Here is a 15,345-nt window from a genome sequence, read left to right on the forward strand (position 1 = left end):
CTATGATTTAACTTGATGAGAATAGAGGACCGCTTTTTTGAAAACAGAACGTTCATATTGGAATGATAGAATAGTATATTTACTCTTCTTTAAAAAAGAGATACTATAAAAAGAATCTGCTTGAAAAGGGGGACTGTAAGTGATCATATCAGATGTACTATACGGAGAATTTGAAGTAGATCAAGTGTTAGAAGAATTAATTTTAAGTAAACCAGTGCAAAGGTTGAAGGGGATTCATCAAACCGGAGCAAGTTACTTAATGAATGAGAAATGGAATGTAACGCGATTTAATCATTCAGTTGGTGTTATGTTGTTAATAAAAAAACTAGGTGGTTCGGTAGAAGAACAGATTGCTGGTTTACTGCATGACGTATCACATACTACTTTTTCTCATGTAATAGATTACGTTTTTGATAATATGAATGAAAGTTATCATGAAGAGATATTTAGTTCTGTTGTGAAAAACTCAGAAATTCCAGCAATTCTTTCAAAGTATGGTTATAACTATGAAGATATTTTGTTAGATGATTCGAAGTGGACGTTACTGGAAAGATCCGCGCCGGAATTATGTGCAGACCGGGTGGATTACACATTACGAGATATGTATACATACGGATATGTTTCTTTAGAAGAAGTTCACAATTTTTTATCGGATGTCATCGAAGTAGATGGGAAAATGGTTCTTCAAAATATCAAAATGGCAGAATGGTTTACAGAAACGTATTACAAAGAAGTAATCGATTTCTTTATGCAACCAACTAATATTTACGGAAATGATATGTTAGCTAAGACGTTAAAGTTAGCTCTTCATAAACAAGTTATTCATGCAGATGATTTTCTTCTTGAAGATCATGAGCTTATAGTAAAATTGCAGCTATGTAACGATTCAGAAGTACATGCTTTATTAAGAAAAGTCCATCCAAATGTAAAAGTAAGAGAAGATAGAAGTGAGTATGATTTACATCAGAAAAATAAAGTCCGTCTTATTGATCCGCCATTACTTCGTGAAGGGAAAATCGTTCAGTCATCTGTCGTATCAGAAAAAATAAGAGAGATGAGCGATATCGCTTATGAAAAATCGGTGAGAGGGATGTATGTGAAAGTGATTTCTAATTAAAAAGAAGTAGAGCATCACTTTTGGATGCTCTACTTCTTTCCTGTTAATTATCAAACCAATTCCACATTTCAATATCTCCAAGAGTCGCATAACGTACGTGCGGGGAGTTTTGTAATTTTAATAATTCTTTCGACGGGCCGGTAATGACAATGCCATATACTTTTACGCCGTTATCTTTTACATATTTATAACGTTTATCTAAGTTTAGTTCGCTTTCAGGAAGCATAGCAACTTTACTTACAGTTTTTTTATGTGTCGAAAGAATACGCATCATTTCAATTACTTTACCCTCTTGCGTTTTCTGATTTTCTGTTTCATCATCAAGGAATCTTATGTGTTCTGGAAATCCAATAAAGTCGCTCCCAGATAGGATGAAATTTTCTTCATTTATTCTTTCTTGTCCTGTGTCTAAAGCGTACCATAAAGGAGTTGGCGGCATTTCTTGTGCACCAAATACGCTATATAGAAGCGGTTCTAATTCTTTTAAAGTGTAAAGTTTGTCAAAAGAAATTGCTACTTCTGCAACGGTTCCTTCATGTACTTTTGTAAGTGTATCCCACACTTTTTTTGAAGATTCTTTTAAATAATCACCCGGTTCTGTTTTTGGGTGAACGAAGAAGAGTTTTGGCTGATAGAATGTATTCATCCAAGATTTATTTAAGACATTTACAGATGATAAGAAGCTACTTGTTTCTAATGTACCCAGTGAAATTTCTTTTTTGCCGACTGTTTTCACTAAATTAAAGTGGCTATTTGTACGAAAGAAAGCTTCTACACTTGTTCCACCGCCCGTAACATGACTATTGGGAAGAGTTGCTTCAATTGCAAGAGAAGGAACACTTCTTATTTCTTCTAGTCTTTTATCATTATTAGTTTGAAAATAAAAGGCTGATAATATCCCACCAATCACATATATGACGATACAAATAGATAGGATGAAACCAAACATTTGTAATCGATTTTTCCATTTAATTCTCCAAAAAGGAATTTTCATATCCTTTGGCGGTAACTTTTTCTTAAGTGGCTCTGTTTTTACTAACAGCTCATCTAAGTAAGCTTCACACTCTTCACATGTCTCAATATGACTTTCTAACTGCTCTTGTTCATCATGCGTGAGCGTTCCGTTTTCGTACTTTTCCCATAGTTTTTTAAACTCTGCACAACCCATCTGTATCACTCCTTTATGCTTTTTGCTTCTTTTCGTCCGCGGTGTAATTCAATTTTCACTTTCGCTAATGAGAGACCGGTCATTTCTGCTATTTCCTTATAAGAGAATCCGTAGTAATCTCGTAGTAGTAGCACGTTTCGTCTTTCGAGCGGAAGTGAGGATAAACGGTCTAACCAACTAGTAACCTCATGTTTTACGAAATATGCCTGTTCTGTACTTGGCACGTTTGGTAAATGGAATTCTGCAATTTCAGTTGTTTTATATTTCTTTTCTTTTCGATACCAATCGATAAAGGCGTTGTAGGCAATTGTAAATAACCAAGGTCTAATTTCTTCTCTTTTGTAATAGTCAATATGGACGAGCATTCGGTAAAATGTTTCTTGCATAAGATCTTCCGCGTAGTGGGAATCTCCGGTTAGGGAGAGAAGATAGCGAAATAAATCATGCATATGATCTGAATAAATGTCTTCTAATGATTGTTTGCGTTTCACTAATTTCCCTCCCTTCATACATAACAACGAAATACATATAAAAAAGTTACATTTGTTTTTAAAATTATAGTAAAAAACGTCAAGAATTGGATAGGATTCTCTTTTATCATAATACATATAAGGCGGGTGAACAGAGATGGAAAGCTATGAAACACAAATTCAAAGGTCCATTGATTATATTGAGGAAGATGTAATGGAAAAACAGACGCTGCGTAATTTAGCTCGCATTGCAGGTTTTTCTGAGTCGCATTTTCATCGTGTATTTCAGGCGTTAGTAGGTGATACAGTAATGGAGTATGTTCGAAAGAGGAGGTTAGCCCGGGCAGCTTATCAACTTTCTCATACGGATGAAAAAGTTATTGATATCGCGTTTGAGCATGGCTTTCAATCTCATGAAACGTTCACGAGAGCCTTTAAAAAATTATTTCAAATGACACCGAGTGAATATCGAAAACAAGAAATTGAAACACCGATGTATTACAGTGTGAATGTAAAACAAAGAAAATTAAATCCGTATTTAGGGGGCATACAAATGGAATATCGTATTGTAAATAAACCAGAATTTTTAATGGCAGGTTATGAACTGAAGACGACAAGTAAAGAAGGGAAAAACCACCAAGACATTCCAGCATTTTGGCAAGAATATTTACAAAAAGATCTTGGAACAACGATTCCGAATCGTAAAGATACGAGCCAATGGGTAGAACTTGGATTATGTACAGATTTTAATTTAGAAACAGGGGACTTCACTTATATTATCGGAATGGAAGTTACAGACTTTGAAAATGTACCAAATGAGGTTGCAAAGCGTACTTTCCCGGCAGCAACATATGCCGTATTTACAACACCGAAAGTTCCTCATGCAGAAATGGTGTCGTCTATTCATCAAACGTGGAATGCAGTATTTTCAGAATGGTTCCCGCATTCAGGATATGAACATTGCGGCGTTACAGAGTTTGAACTATATGATGAGCGTTGCCACGAAGATAAGAGTGAGTTCGCTCAAGTAGAGCTTTGGATACCGGTGAAGAAAAAATAATAATAGGGTAAAAGCGAATCATTGGGAGATGGTTCGCTTTTTAATAAAGGGGGAAATGGGAAGATGTTCAAAAAACTAGAATGTGTATCTATACATACGAAGGATATAGAGAAGTCGGTTTCTTTTTATAAAGAAATGGGAATGAAGCAAAACTGGATTATAGAAAGAGAACTAGAAGAAGGGGTTATTTGGACGTTAATAGGATTGAAGTTTCTAGATGAAAAAAGTTCGGAGTTAGTAATAAGTAATCATCCGGATATTAATTTTATGGAAGTCGAAGTATTAGTAGAAGATGTACAACAAACGTATGAAAGTTTAAAAGATAATAAAGATGTAAAATGGATTCGTGAACCATTTCCAACAGAATCAGGACATGTTGCGGTAATGGAAGCGCCTGATGAGAATGTGTTTGTGTTAGTAGGGAAATAGGAGAGAAGACATAGTAAAAATTAACATGGACTTCGTCAAAAGCTTGAATATTTAAAAGAAGAGTTAGAAATACCATACCCATCGGAAGATATAGAAAGAATTGAAGAGGAATATAAGACAGGTTCTTTTGTGGATGATTTTTACAGTTATACGTCATTAATAGATGGGAATTTGAGTTATGTTCTTTTTTCTAAAAAATTCTGGAATTACAAAGAGAGTTGTTGTATAAAAGCTTTTTACAAGCGTATCCAGAATATTTATAGGTATATGGAACAATATGTGGAATTGAATCGCCAACTAAGCATATATGAACAAATCCGGAAGTTATTAATTGTTATCATAGAAGAGTATTAAAGAAAAGGTGCTTTTGTAAAGCACCTTTTTTATGAACGAAACGGAAATACAAGAACAATCGTCGTTCCTTTCCCGAGTTCACTATCAATAGAAATTGTCCCGTTATGGGCATGAACGAGCTGTTTCGTAATGGCGAGACCAAGTCCAGTTCCGATGTTGCTTTCTTCTGTATTAGTCCCTCTGTAATATCGCTCGAATAAAAGTTCTTTCGTTTTATCGTCCATTCCTTTTCCGTTATCTGAAATAGATAGTGTAAATGAATTTACATCCTGCGAAAGCTTTACGATTACATTTGTCGTTTCATTATTATGTTTCACAGCGTTTGCTAGTAAGTTTTCGATAATACGCTGGAACCATTTTTCTTCAATGAAATATTGAATTTTATTTGAGCTCGGTACGAATTCAATATTTTGATTTTGCAGTGTCGGATTATTAATAAATTGTAATAATACTTTTTGGACGAATTGATTCATTTCAATGTTTACGTGCTGGGCAGGAAGGCTGTTATTTTTTAATTGATACGTTAAGCTTAAATCGTCAATTAGTGTAGTCATATATTGAGATTTCTCTTTCATAACGCTGCCGAATTGCTGAATGTCACGATCAGTCCAGTTATACTGCTTTGATTCTAGTAATAATGCGTAGCCATATATAGAGCTAAGTGGTGTTTTTAAATCGTGCGTTAGACCGGTAATCCATTCTTCACGTGTTTGCTGCAGTACTTGCCTCATCGCATCATTTTTTTTGAGTGTAATTGAAAGGTGCTCTAGTGAGCTAGTAACATCTCTAAATAAGCGAAATGACCATTTTTCTTTACCAGATCGCCTGAATCGAACTGGTTTTCCTTTTTTACTAACAGGCTCTTCATATTTTCCACCAGCGATATTTTTAAGCCAACGCATTGCGTGTAGTAACGGTTTCCCAAACTTATTTCCGTACCAAATAGATAGAATGACTAAATAAACAAAGACGATAAGAAGGATTAATCCGCATCCGATTAGAAACTTCTTAGTAAATACATCCTCAATTTCGTCATCTGGGTAGTATCGTTCATTTTTTGCTGTAACGACGAGAAGCTGACCGCTATTTGCATCGTAAAAGCTAGACGTGTTTTCTTTATGATTCCACGGTTCTTTTTCGTTAAGAGCAGTCTGTATTGTTGAAAGTGTTTTTTTCTTTCCAGTCGGATAGGAAAAAACCTCTTCGCCATTATGATTAAATATTTGCATTGTTGCTTTTTCTTTAGAGAGTAACTGTTTTTCTTGTTCCGTTAATGTGAACGAATCTGTAGATACAGAAGGGTGTTCTTTCTGAATTGTTTTTAGTAATGCATTACTTTTTAACATACCGCCATAAATAACAAGTACGTTTTTTTCTTCTACTTCAATTTCCCAATATGTAAATGTATAAGGGCTTTCTATATGATTCTGTATATGTGCGAGTAAAGATGTTTTTGTATAAGAAGTTGGGACATCACTTGGTGTATTAAATTGATAGAGGACTTTCCCGTTTTCCTCTACAATCTGAATCCAATCATTTTTCTCTTTAATTAAATCTTTTACTTCCGTTTTTAACGTAATATCGCCATCTTCTGAAGAGATATATCTTGAAATTGTAAAACTATCAGAATCCGGAATGTTAGGTTCGTATGAAATACTAGTAACAAGAAAAATTAAATAAGTGAAAGCAGCGACTACAGCAATAAGTAATGTAACTAAAACAAAAACGTGTTGCAGTATAAATTGGATGATAAGCCGTTTATTAAGATTCATATCGTCACCCTACTTTGTAACGAACTTATAGCCAAGTCCGCGAACAGTTTTTATGTATTCTGGTTTACTTGGGTCTTGTTCAATTTTTTCGCGTAGCTTTCGAATGTGGACCATAACAGTATTGTCATCGCCATTATAGGCGGGTGCTCCCCAAACTTTTTCGTATATTTCTTCTTTCGAAAATACGTAGTTCGGATTCTCACAAAAGAAGAGTAGTAGTTGAAACAGTTGAGCGGAACATTCGACAACGTGTCCATTTACTGTAAGTTCTGCGGAATGTTGATCAATTTCAAATCTCCCAAATGAAATGGAGTGTGCTTTTTGTTCGTGTGGTACGGTTTGTTTCATATGTCTTCGAAGTTGTGCTTTCATACGAGCTACGACTTCTAATGGATTAAATGGCTTCGTAATATAATCATCTGCACCGTATGAAAATCCAGATATTTTATCTAGATCAGATGCCTTCGCTGATAGGAAGAAAATCGGACAATCTGTTTGTTGGCGAATAATTGGACAAATATCAAAACCAGATTGTCCAGGAAGCATGACATCTAAAATAATTAAATCGTAATTGTTTTGTTCGATGAGAGATAAAGCTATTTCAGCTGATGTTGCAGTTGTAATATGAGAAAAACCTTCTTTTTCAAGAATGGTAGTTAGTAGTTGTAAAATTGCTGTTTCATCATCGACGAGTAATATATTTGCTTGATACATAAGAATCCCCCTTAATTTCCTCGAATATCATATCATCTTTTTGTAACATATGGAATTTTTAAGGAAAATTTAAGGTTTTCTTTTATAAAAAATTAAGAATCAAATGATATGATAAAAGTAACATAGGGGAGGAGATGAGTGTGAATCCGTTTCAAATGATGCGAGCTAGATATTTTTTAATTGTATTTGCACTATTAATTTTAGTAGCGAGAAGTAGTGAAAAATTGCTAGAAAGTACATTTTATATACAAAATTCATCTTTTATAAATATACTTATATTTTATATCCTTCCGATTGCATGGATTTTTTATGAGTATAGAAAGCACCGTGTTTCATTTTCATTATTTCTTAATAAAAATGAAACATTTAACTTGGTGCAAGTTATATACATTACGATTATGTTGTGCATGTTCAGTTACGGGTATTTGATTTTGTACATGTACAGCTTTGCATGGATTACACCAGATTTTATTATGAATGCTTTACACGAACCGATTATAGATAGTGCCGGGGGATATATATATCAATTTATTATGGTTGTATTTATCGCACCTATTATTGGGGAATTTGTTTTTCGTGGATTTTTACTTCAGCGCTTTGCTGCGAAATGGGGAACGAGTATAGCGATGATTGCAGTGGCACTTTTATTTGCGATATTACATGTCGATTTTCTCGGTGCTGCCGTATTTAGTATCGTATTATCAATCGTATATATTCGTACGAAAAGCTTACTCATGCCAATTGCGATACATATGTTAAATAATACATTTGTACTTTGTGCATCGTTCCTAGTAAGTAGAGAAAAGATCATGAGTTTTGCAGATTTCTCAAACTATACGACGTTCTTTCCAGGACTGATTATTTTTATAACAGGATTAAATTTAGTACTCATCTTTTTATTTGTTAACCGCAAATACTGGAGTAAAGAAGTGCCAGTTATATACGCAGAGCAGGTAAAGAGTTTTGCAGATGTAGTGGGTGATAAATGAGACGAAGAAAACGATTGAAAAAATATTGAAAGACACTATAGATGCTACGTGTATTACAGATATGTGTGATAAAGGCTTTTGTCATTGGCTTTTTAACTTGTAGTAGATACAATTGTGTTTCCGGAGTATTACTTATTTTCTAGTACTCATTTAAAAGAAAATATTATTTCTCTTCTTATTGTATTAGGGATTTTAATAATATTCGGTCTAATGTTAGAAGCAATGATGAAGCGTATCTTCAGAAAAAATGAAGAGAAGTATGTGCGGGTTCATAAAGTATTCGCGAAAGTAATGGGAGCTTTCCTTTTGTTTTATGGTATGAAAACAATCATTTACTTTATAGCTTTGAGACATCATTAATTCTAAATTTGAAAGGAATGTATAAAATTATATGAATGAAACAATATCATCAAATAAGTTTTTTTATTTGATTTTACTTAGCATAGTGCTAATAACGACAGTAAATGTTATTCTCCGCTGGGAGGAAGCCTACTTTTTCATATATTTAGCGCTCCATTTATTAGGGGTCTTATGTATAAGTGGTGGCATGGTTACTGAAAAAAAGGGTGGCGAAAGTGTTAACTATATGTGTGTGATCGGTCTTGTTTTACTTTTAGCTGTACAAGGTATTATGAAATATAGTTCTTTTTCTGTACAAGATTTCAGTTTGTTAATAGATGTACTGCCTTAAGGGGGATAAGTACTTATGTTATCGAAGAAACAAATAGGGTATATATTTGTTTTAGTAGGTTTTTTTACGATTATTATAACGACGCTATTTTTTCAAGACTATGAATATGTAAAATATGTAAAAGACGCTGGTTTAATGTGCTGGTTTGTAAGTGCTTTTCTTATTCCGAATTATGAACCGGGGAAAGTGTCTAAAAATAGGTGAAACTCTTCTTATGTAGAAGAGTTTTTTTTATCCCGCATTAACGGGCAGTAAGACCCCCACCTCAAAATTCAGTGACAGCAAAGAAATTAGGCGGGGGATCAACTGCCCGTAAAAGCCCGATTGGTGAAGGCTAATAATCAATGGGGGATGAAGAAAACCCCCACTGATTAAAGTTTCACTTTATGTAAATAGAAGGCTCTCGAGCAATTCTCGTAATTAGCTTGTTCTAATTTAGCATGTACGAACTTACAATAATAATAGACAGGCAGCATAGAGGAGGGAATAGCGTGAGGAAAGTTATTGGGTGGTCGCTTTTTTTGTACGTTGGATTTGCGTTGCTTATATATTGGTATTTATTTGGATGGAATCATGAACTCATTCCGGACATGTATAAAGGTACGAGTGCGGATCCAGAAACGTTTATGAATGCAAGGGAGCTTACGCTAAGCCAAGATTATTCGCGCGTGAAAAATTTACTGTTCTTTTTAGCGACGCCTCTTGAATGGATTATTTTATTATTTGTACTCGTGCTCGGTATTTCAAAAAAGTTTGAGAAATGGTCAAAGGAAACGACTAAAATAAGTGTCTTACAAGTTGCGATTTATTTCTTTTATTTATCATTACTCACAACGGTACTGGCATTACCGATGCAATGGTTTGGGCGTAAAGTGTCGGTTGATTACGGTATTTCCACGCAAAGTACACAAAGTTGGATAAAAGATCACGTTATCGATTTTTGGGTTAATTATGCGACGATGTTACTCATTGTTACAGTTCTTTTATGGCTCATCCGTAAATTTCCGAAGAGATGGTGGCTAGCAGGATGGGCACTCTCTGTACCGTTTACAATTTTCTTAACGTTCGTGCAACCTGTTGTAATTGATCCACTTTATAATGATTTTTCAACGCTGAAAAATAAGGAATTAGAAACGAAAATTTTAGCGATGGCAGATAAAGCTGATATTCCATCTGAACATGTATATGAAGTAAATATGTCGGAAAAAACGAATTCGTTAAATGCATATGTAACAGGAATTGGAAAAAACCTTCGTATTGTAATGTGGGATACAACACTTCAGCAATTAAAAGATAAAGAGATTTTATTTATTATGGCCCATGAAATGGGACATTACGTAATGAAACATATATATTGGGGCGTTGCGAGTTATATTTTCATATCGTTTATAGGTATGTATGTAATTAGTCGTATTTTAAATATGTGTATTCGAAAATGGGGAGATACGCTGCAAATTTCCAAAATGGCATGTTTTTCAATTTTACCTTTGTTTTTCTTAATTTCCTCTTTATTATCTTTTGCATCACAACCAGCAACAAACTACGTTTCACGAATAGAAGAACGCGCAGCAGATCAATACGCTTTAAATATGACGAAAGATGGGAAATCAGGTGTGAAAACTTTTCAATATTTATCAAAAACAAGTTTAAGTCAAGTGAATCCACCAGCGTTAGTAAAATTTTTCTTATACACACATCCACCGATTTTTGAAAGAATTCATACGTTTGAACAATATGAGAAACAAAAAAACAAGAAGTAGCGATTATGCTACTTCTTTTTTATAGAAATATAAGTTTGGTATTGGGAATATTTATCATTGCTTTTTATTGTGATTTTGTAAATAATAAGCTATAAAATTCTAAAAATCTATATATAAAGGAATAAAGGTGGAAATATGTATTTTTTACAAAATTTAAAAGTGAAACATAAATTATTCTTACTTATCTCATTAGCAGTTTTGGGCATGGCAATTATGAGCTGTGTAGCAATTAATTCTATTAACAAGATTAAGCACGATACAGAGATTGTAGTAGATGATTATCAAAATTCTGCAGTTATATTAGAAGGAATGCTTCGTACACAAAATTCACTAGAATATAACTTACTAGAATTAATTACAACGTCACAAAATGAGGGGATAAATAAAGAGGGGATTATTAGTAGTGTTGAAAAGGATCTTAAAAAATATGATTCTTTATTAAAAGAATATGATGATGGCGTTAATTTAAGTAAGCAAGAGGATGAGCTGTTTCAGAAGATGAAGAAATCTTTGCCAAGTTATATGGAGACATATAAGAAGTTGTTTGACAAAGCGAAGGGAACAAATGAATCTCAAATGGTAAACGAATTTCAAAAGGATTTAAAACCGAAGGGAGTAGAGTTAGCTGGTTACGCTGTAGATTTAGAAGCGTATGTTTCAAATTTAGCTGACCAAGTATTTAAAGATTCTCAAAAAATGATAGATCGCTCTGTTATTACCTTTATCATTCTTGCAGTAGTCACTACAATCATTATATGTATAGTAAGTTATATTATTAGCAAGCTTATAGTTGCTCCTTTACAAACGGTTAGTCGTATGATGGAAAGAGCGAAAGAGGGAGATTTAACTGTACATGGTGATTATAATGCTAAAGATGAATTAGGTATATTAGTAAGTGATTTTAACGAGATGATTGCAGGGCTAAGAACAAATATGCAAGAAGTAGAGAATAATATTCAGCTTTTATTCCAATATGCAGACGGAGTAGTATCTGCATCAGAAGTATCTAGCGGTGCAGCAAAGAAAATTACTATGGATATTGAAGAAGTTGCCAATGGCGCAGAGAGCCAAATGCAAGCAATGGAACAAACTGCGGGTGCGATGGAAGAGTTGACACAAGGAATGCAGAGTATAGTGAATACATCATCCTCTGTAAATGAATTGTCTGCTCAATCAGCACTAGATGCAGAGAGTGGTAACAAATTAATGAAACAAATGATTCAACAGATGGATACAATCCAAAATTCAGTACATAGCGGTGTGAAACAAGTAGAGACTATGAAAGAACAATCAGAAGAAATTGTTAAAATCATTGATGTTATGCAAGGTATTACCTCTCAGATTAACTTATTAGCATTAAACGCCGCAATTGAGGCTGCACGTGCTGGAGAAAGTGGTAGAGGATTTGCAATTGTGGCAGATGAAGTACGAAAATTAGCAGAACAATCTAGTGACTCTGCTAAACAAATTGAGAAGCTTATTACTCAAGTTATGGGAACAACGAATCATACGGTACATATGATGGGGAAAGTAGATAATGAGGTACAGGCAGGTACACAAGTAGTAATGCATACAGAAAAAGTATTTGGAACTATTACAGAAAAAGTGCAGCAAGTATCTGAGCAAATTCAAACGGTATCTATGTCTACAGATGAAATTGCAGCGAGTAGTGAGGAGATTTCTGCTTCTACAGAAGATATGGCGCAAATTTCTCAAAGATCATCTGATCGAACTGATAGGGTAAAAGAGTCTATTCAACAGCAAGAAAAATCTGTTCAAGAGATTTCGACTTCAATTGAACATCTGCACAACGTAGCAGGAGGACTAAAACAGATAGTTTCCCAATTTACTCTTCAAAAATAGCAGAGTATATGTAAGTCTTTATAAATATATAGACCTCTCAATACATATAAAAAATCATCCTGTGGAATACAAAAGGATGATTTTTTATTATGAAAATTTTATGTGGATGTCACTCGTTATATTCTAGTTTTTTACAATTTTTTGATTGTAATATATAATAATAAGTAATGTTTTTAGAATTTTTAGTTTTATAAGAGAGTGATTGTAGGAGGAGAGAAAGGGTGTACAATAAAAAATCAATGCCGGCTATAAAAATGATCCTTTCGATGTCTATTTTCGGATCAATTGGATTTTTTTCTGTCCAAACAGGTTTACCGTCTTTTGAATTAGTATTTGTTCGTTGTATTTGTGCAACTATATTTTTAGCGTTATGTTGGTTAGTGACAGGACAATATAAAAATGAAAAGTGGAATAAAAAAGAGATTGTGCAAATATTAGCGTGCGGCGTATTTCTCGTTTTTAACTGGGTATTTCTATTTAAAGCGTTTGAAGTTATGTCAATTACAATTGCAATTTCTGTCTATCATCTCGCTCCAATTATCGTATTAATGATTGGGAGTATCGTATTTAAAGAGAGGCTAACAGCGTTTGCCGTTATGTCCATTGTCATTTGTTTCCTCGGCACGGTTTTAGTAGCTGGAGTAGATGGAAGTGTGTCGCTCGAGAAACTCATGTCATCTGGAATGGTATGGGCACTACTTGCAGCGTTATTTTATGCTTTTACGACTTTATTAGGAAAAGGAATCAAGCATACGAGTGCATATGCGATGACATTTGTACAAACGTTTTTAGGTATATTTTTATTGTTACCATTTGTGGATTTCGGACAGTTTCAAGGTTTAACAGAGACGAACTGGATGATGATAACGGCAACAGGACTTATACATACTGGGTTTGTATATTACTTGTTTTTTGACAGTTTAAGAGATTTATCGACGAGACTTATTTCTGTATTAGTGTTTTTAGATCCTGCTGTTGCAATTTTGTTAGATACGGTCTTTACCGGATTTAGACCGACTAGTATGCAAGTTGCAGGGATTGTCCTTATTTTTGTAGGAATGGCACTCACTTTTCGTAAAGGAAGAGAAAAGGAGCTATCGGTGAAGGGAAGTGCTACCTCTGAAATGTAAAGTTGTATTTGATATAATTTCATTTTTAATTTTGGAAGATGTTACGAAAAGGCCGTTGTTGTATAACAGTGGCCTTTTTTGTATGGAATAGAGCACGAAAGAACGGCGTTTTCAAAAAAAAATGAAATGAATTTTCAAAAAAAACTTCCTTTTCTGAAGATTTGTTATATAATATAAAACATAAAATCAAATCTGTTATAAAACAGTTTAAGAAGGGGATGCTAATATGTCGACGCGAACTTCACGGGTTACATTGCCCGGAGAAATGTTACCAGCGTACAACGAAATATTGACACCTGAGGTGCTTAGTTTTTTAAAGGAACTACATGAAAATTTCAATGAGCGCCGCACAGAACTATTACAAAAACGTGTAGAGAAACAAAAAAGAATTGATGCAGGGGAGTTTCCGAAGTTTTTAGAAGAAACAAAGCACATACGTGAAGCGGATTGGACAATCGCCAATCTTCCGAAAGATTTAGAGGATCGCCGCGTAGAGATTACTGGACCGGTAGATAGAAAGATGGTCATTAACGCTTTAAATTCAGGAGCTCATCTTTTTATGGCGGATTTTGAAGATTCGAATTCACCAACTTGGGAAAATGCGATTGAAGGCCAAATTAACTTACGAGATGCAGTAAAGGGAACGATCTCACACAAAAATGATAAAGGAAAAGAATATAGATTAAATGATAAAACAGCTGTACTCATTGTGCGTCCAAGAGGATGGCATTTAGAGGAAAAGCATATGCAAGTTGATGGGAAAAATATGTCCGGCAGCTTAGTGGATTTTGGTCTGTATTTTTTCCATAATGCGAAGGCGCTTTTAGAAAAAGGAAGTGGCCCGTACTTTTACTTACCGAAAATGGAAAGTTATTTAGAAGCGAGATTATGGAACGATGTATTCGTATTTGCTCAAAAATACATCGGTATTCCAAACGGAACAATTAAAGCGACTGTGCTATTGGAAACGATTCATGCTTCGTTTGAAATGGATGAAATTTTGTATGAGCTAAAAGATCATTCTGCTGGCTTAAACTGCGGAAGATGGGATTACATTTTCAGCTTCTTAAAGGGTTTCCGTAATCATAATGAATTTTTACTGCCAGATAGAGCGCAAGTCACGATGACGGCGCCGTTTATGCGCGCGTATTCTTTAAAAGTAATTCAAACATGTCATCGCCGTAATGCACCGGCAATCGGAGGAATGGCAGCACAAATTCCGATTAAAAATAATCCAGAAGCGAATGAAGCGGCTTTCGAAAAGGTGCGTGCTGATAAGGAGCGTGAAGCTTTAGACGGTCATGATGGGACTTGGGTTGCCCACCCGGGACTTGTACCGGTTGCAATGGAAGTATTTAATCACATTATGAAAACGCCGAATCAAATTTTTAGGAAACGTGAAGAAATACGTGTTACAGAAAAAGATTTATTAGAAGTACCAGTGGGAACGATTACAGAAGAAGGTCTTCGCACGAATATTAGTGTAGGTATTCAATATATTGCATCTTGGTTAAGTGGACGGGGAGCAGCGCCAATTTATAACTTAATGGAAGATGCAGCAACTGCGGAAATCTCCAGAGCACAAATATGGCAATGGATTCGTCATGAAGGCGGAAAGCTAAATGATGGCCGCAATATTACGCTCGAATTAATGGAAGAATGGAAAGAAGAAGAATTAGTAAAGATAGAAAGAGAGATTGGTAAAGAAGCCTTTAAGAAAGGGAGATTCCAAGAGGCGACAACATTGTTTACAAACCTCGTTCGGAATGATGAGTTCGTACCATTTTTAACATTACCGGGTTATGAAATTTTATAAAGTGAAAAGGGG

At 34.6% G+C, this 15,345-nt stretch carries 14 protein-coding genes and 2 pseudogenes; 12 read left to right on the forward strand and 4 right to left on the reverse strand.

Annotated elements, in window-relative coordinates; all coding sequences use genetic code 11:
- Nucleotides 1–139: 139 nt before the first annotated feature.
- The gene (locus ACS2MN_RS06865) at nucleotides 140–1,117 is read left to right on the forward strand and encodes an HD domain-containing protein (RefSeq protein WP_000587051.1); all 978 of its coding nucleotides are present in this window, start codon (nucleotides 140–142) and stop codon (nucleotides 1,115–1,117) included.
- Nucleotides 1,118–1,160: 43 nt separating this feature from the next.
- On the opposite strand, the gene ACS2MN_RS06870 is transcribed toward ACS2MN_RS06865, so the two are convergent.
- Together ACS2MN_RS06870 and ACS2MN_RS06875 are read right to left on the reverse strand one after the other, a co-directional pair.
- Complete coding sequence (locus ACS2MN_RS06870) at nucleotides 1,161–2,285, reverse strand: anti-sigma factor (RefSeq protein ID WP_087949039.1); 1,125 nt, start codon at nucleotides 2,283–2,285, stop codon at nucleotides 1,161–1,163.
- A 5-nt stretch (nucleotides 2,286–2,290) separates the two neighbouring features.
- The gene (locus tag ACS2MN_RS06875; protein ID WP_346994086.1) at nucleotides 2,291–2,776 is read right to left on the reverse strand and encodes an RNA polymerase sigma factor; all 486 of its coding nucleotides are present in this window, start codon (nucleotides 2,774–2,776) and stop codon (nucleotides 2,291–2,293) included.
- 136 nt (nucleotides 2,777–2,912) lie between these two features.
- On the opposite strand from ACS2MN_RS06875, the gene ACS2MN_RS06880 reads away from it, so the two are divergent.
- The 3 genes and pseudogenes from ACS2MN_RS06880 to ACS2MN_RS06890 all read left to right on the forward strand — a co-directional run.
- Complete coding sequence (locus ACS2MN_RS06880; RefSeq protein WP_000446845.1) at nucleotides 2,913–3,815, forward strand: AraC family transcriptional regulator; 903 nt, start codon at nucleotides 2,913–2,915, stop codon at nucleotides 3,813–3,815.
- 63 nt (nucleotides 3,816–3,878) lie between these two features.
- Nucleotides 3,879–4,244 (forward strand): VOC family protein, encoded by a 366-nt coding sequence (locus tag ACS2MN_RS06885; protein ID WP_000473635.1) that lies wholly within the window; start codon nucleotides 3,879–3,881, stop codon nucleotides 4,242–4,244.
- Between the two features lie 60 nt (nucleotides 4,245–4,304).
- A pseudogene (locus ACS2MN_RS06890) lies at nucleotides 4,305–4,598 on the forward strand (YxiJ family protein); the annotation flags it as partial.
- 29 nt (nucleotides 4,599–4,627) lie between these two features.
- Here ACS2MN_RS06890 and ACS2MN_RS06895 read toward each other — a convergent pair.
- Together ACS2MN_RS06895 and ACS2MN_RS06900 are read right to left on the reverse strand one after the other, a co-directional pair.
- The gene (locus tag ACS2MN_RS06895; protein WP_001052535.1) at nucleotides 4,628–6,370 is read right to left on the reverse strand and encodes an ATP-binding response regulator; all 1,743 of its coding nucleotides are present in this window, start codon (nucleotides 6,368–6,370) and stop codon (nucleotides 4,628–4,630) included.
- Between the two features lie 9 nt (nucleotides 6,371–6,379).
- Nucleotides 6,380–7,084, reverse strand: a complete 705-nt coding sequence (locus ACS2MN_RS06900) for a response regulator transcription factor (RefSeq protein ID WP_000283854.1) — start codon at nucleotides 7,082–7,084, stop codon at nucleotides 6,380–6,382.
- A 140-nt stretch (nucleotides 7,085–7,224) separates the two neighbouring features.
- On the opposite strand from ACS2MN_RS06900, the gene ACS2MN_RS06905 reads away from it, so the two are divergent.
- The 8 genes and pseudogenes from ACS2MN_RS06905 (at nucleotide 7,225) to aceB (ending at nucleotide 15,333) form a co-directional block, all read left to right on the forward strand.
- On the forward strand, nucleotides 7,225–8,073 hold the full coding sequence (locus tag ACS2MN_RS06905) for a CPBP family intramembrane glutamic endopeptidase (protein ID WP_346994087.1): 849 nt from the start codon (nucleotides 7,225–7,227) through the stop codon (nucleotides 8,071–8,073).
- A 61-nt stretch (nucleotides 8,074–8,134) separates the two neighbouring features.
- Nucleotides 8,135–8,433 (forward strand): annotated as a pseudogene (locus ACS2MN_RS06910) (malate synthase).
- Between the two features lie 31 nt (nucleotides 8,434–8,464).
- A complete protein-coding gene (locus ACS2MN_RS06915; protein ID WP_097953198.1) occupies nucleotides 8,465–8,764 on the forward strand; it encodes a hypothetical protein in 300 nt (99 codons plus the stop codon).
- 15 nt (nucleotides 8,765–8,779) lie between these two features.
- The gene (locus ACS2MN_RS06920) at nucleotides 8,780–8,968 is read left to right on the forward strand and encodes a hypothetical protein (RefSeq protein ID WP_098709691.1); all 189 of its coding nucleotides are present in this window, start codon (nucleotides 8,780–8,782) and stop codon (nucleotides 8,966–8,968) included.
- A gap of 287 nt (nucleotides 8,969–9,255) precedes the next feature.
- Nucleotides 9,256–10,524, forward strand: a complete 1,269-nt coding sequence (locus tag ACS2MN_RS06925) for a M48 family metallopeptidase (RefSeq protein WP_001233309.1) — start codon at nucleotides 9,256–9,258, stop codon at nucleotides 10,522–10,524.
- Between the two features lie 135 nt (nucleotides 10,525–10,659).
- A complete protein-coding gene (locus tag ACS2MN_RS06930) occupies nucleotides 10,660–12,387 on the forward strand; it encodes a methyl-accepting chemotaxis protein (RefSeq protein ID WP_346994088.1) in 1,728 nt (575 codons plus the stop codon).
- 221 nt (nucleotides 12,388–12,608) lie between these two features.
- Complete coding sequence (locus tag ACS2MN_RS06935) at nucleotides 12,609–13,517, forward strand: DMT family transporter (protein ID WP_000282397.1); 909 nt, start codon at nucleotides 12,609–12,611, stop codon at nucleotides 13,515–13,517.
- Between the two features lie 226 nt (nucleotides 13,518–13,743).
- Nucleotides 13,744–15,333, forward strand: a complete 1,590-nt coding sequence (aceB, locus tag ACS2MN_RS06940) for a malate synthase A (RefSeq protein WP_000107648.1) — start codon at nucleotides 13,744–13,746, stop codon at nucleotides 15,331–15,333.
- Nucleotides 15,334–15,345 lie beyond the last annotated feature (12 nt).

Source organism: Bacillus cereus group sp. BceL062, from assembly GCF_051780025.1.
Lineage (GTDB): Bacteria > Bacillota > Bacilli > Bacillales > Bacillaceae_G > Bacillus_A > Bacillus_A toyonensis.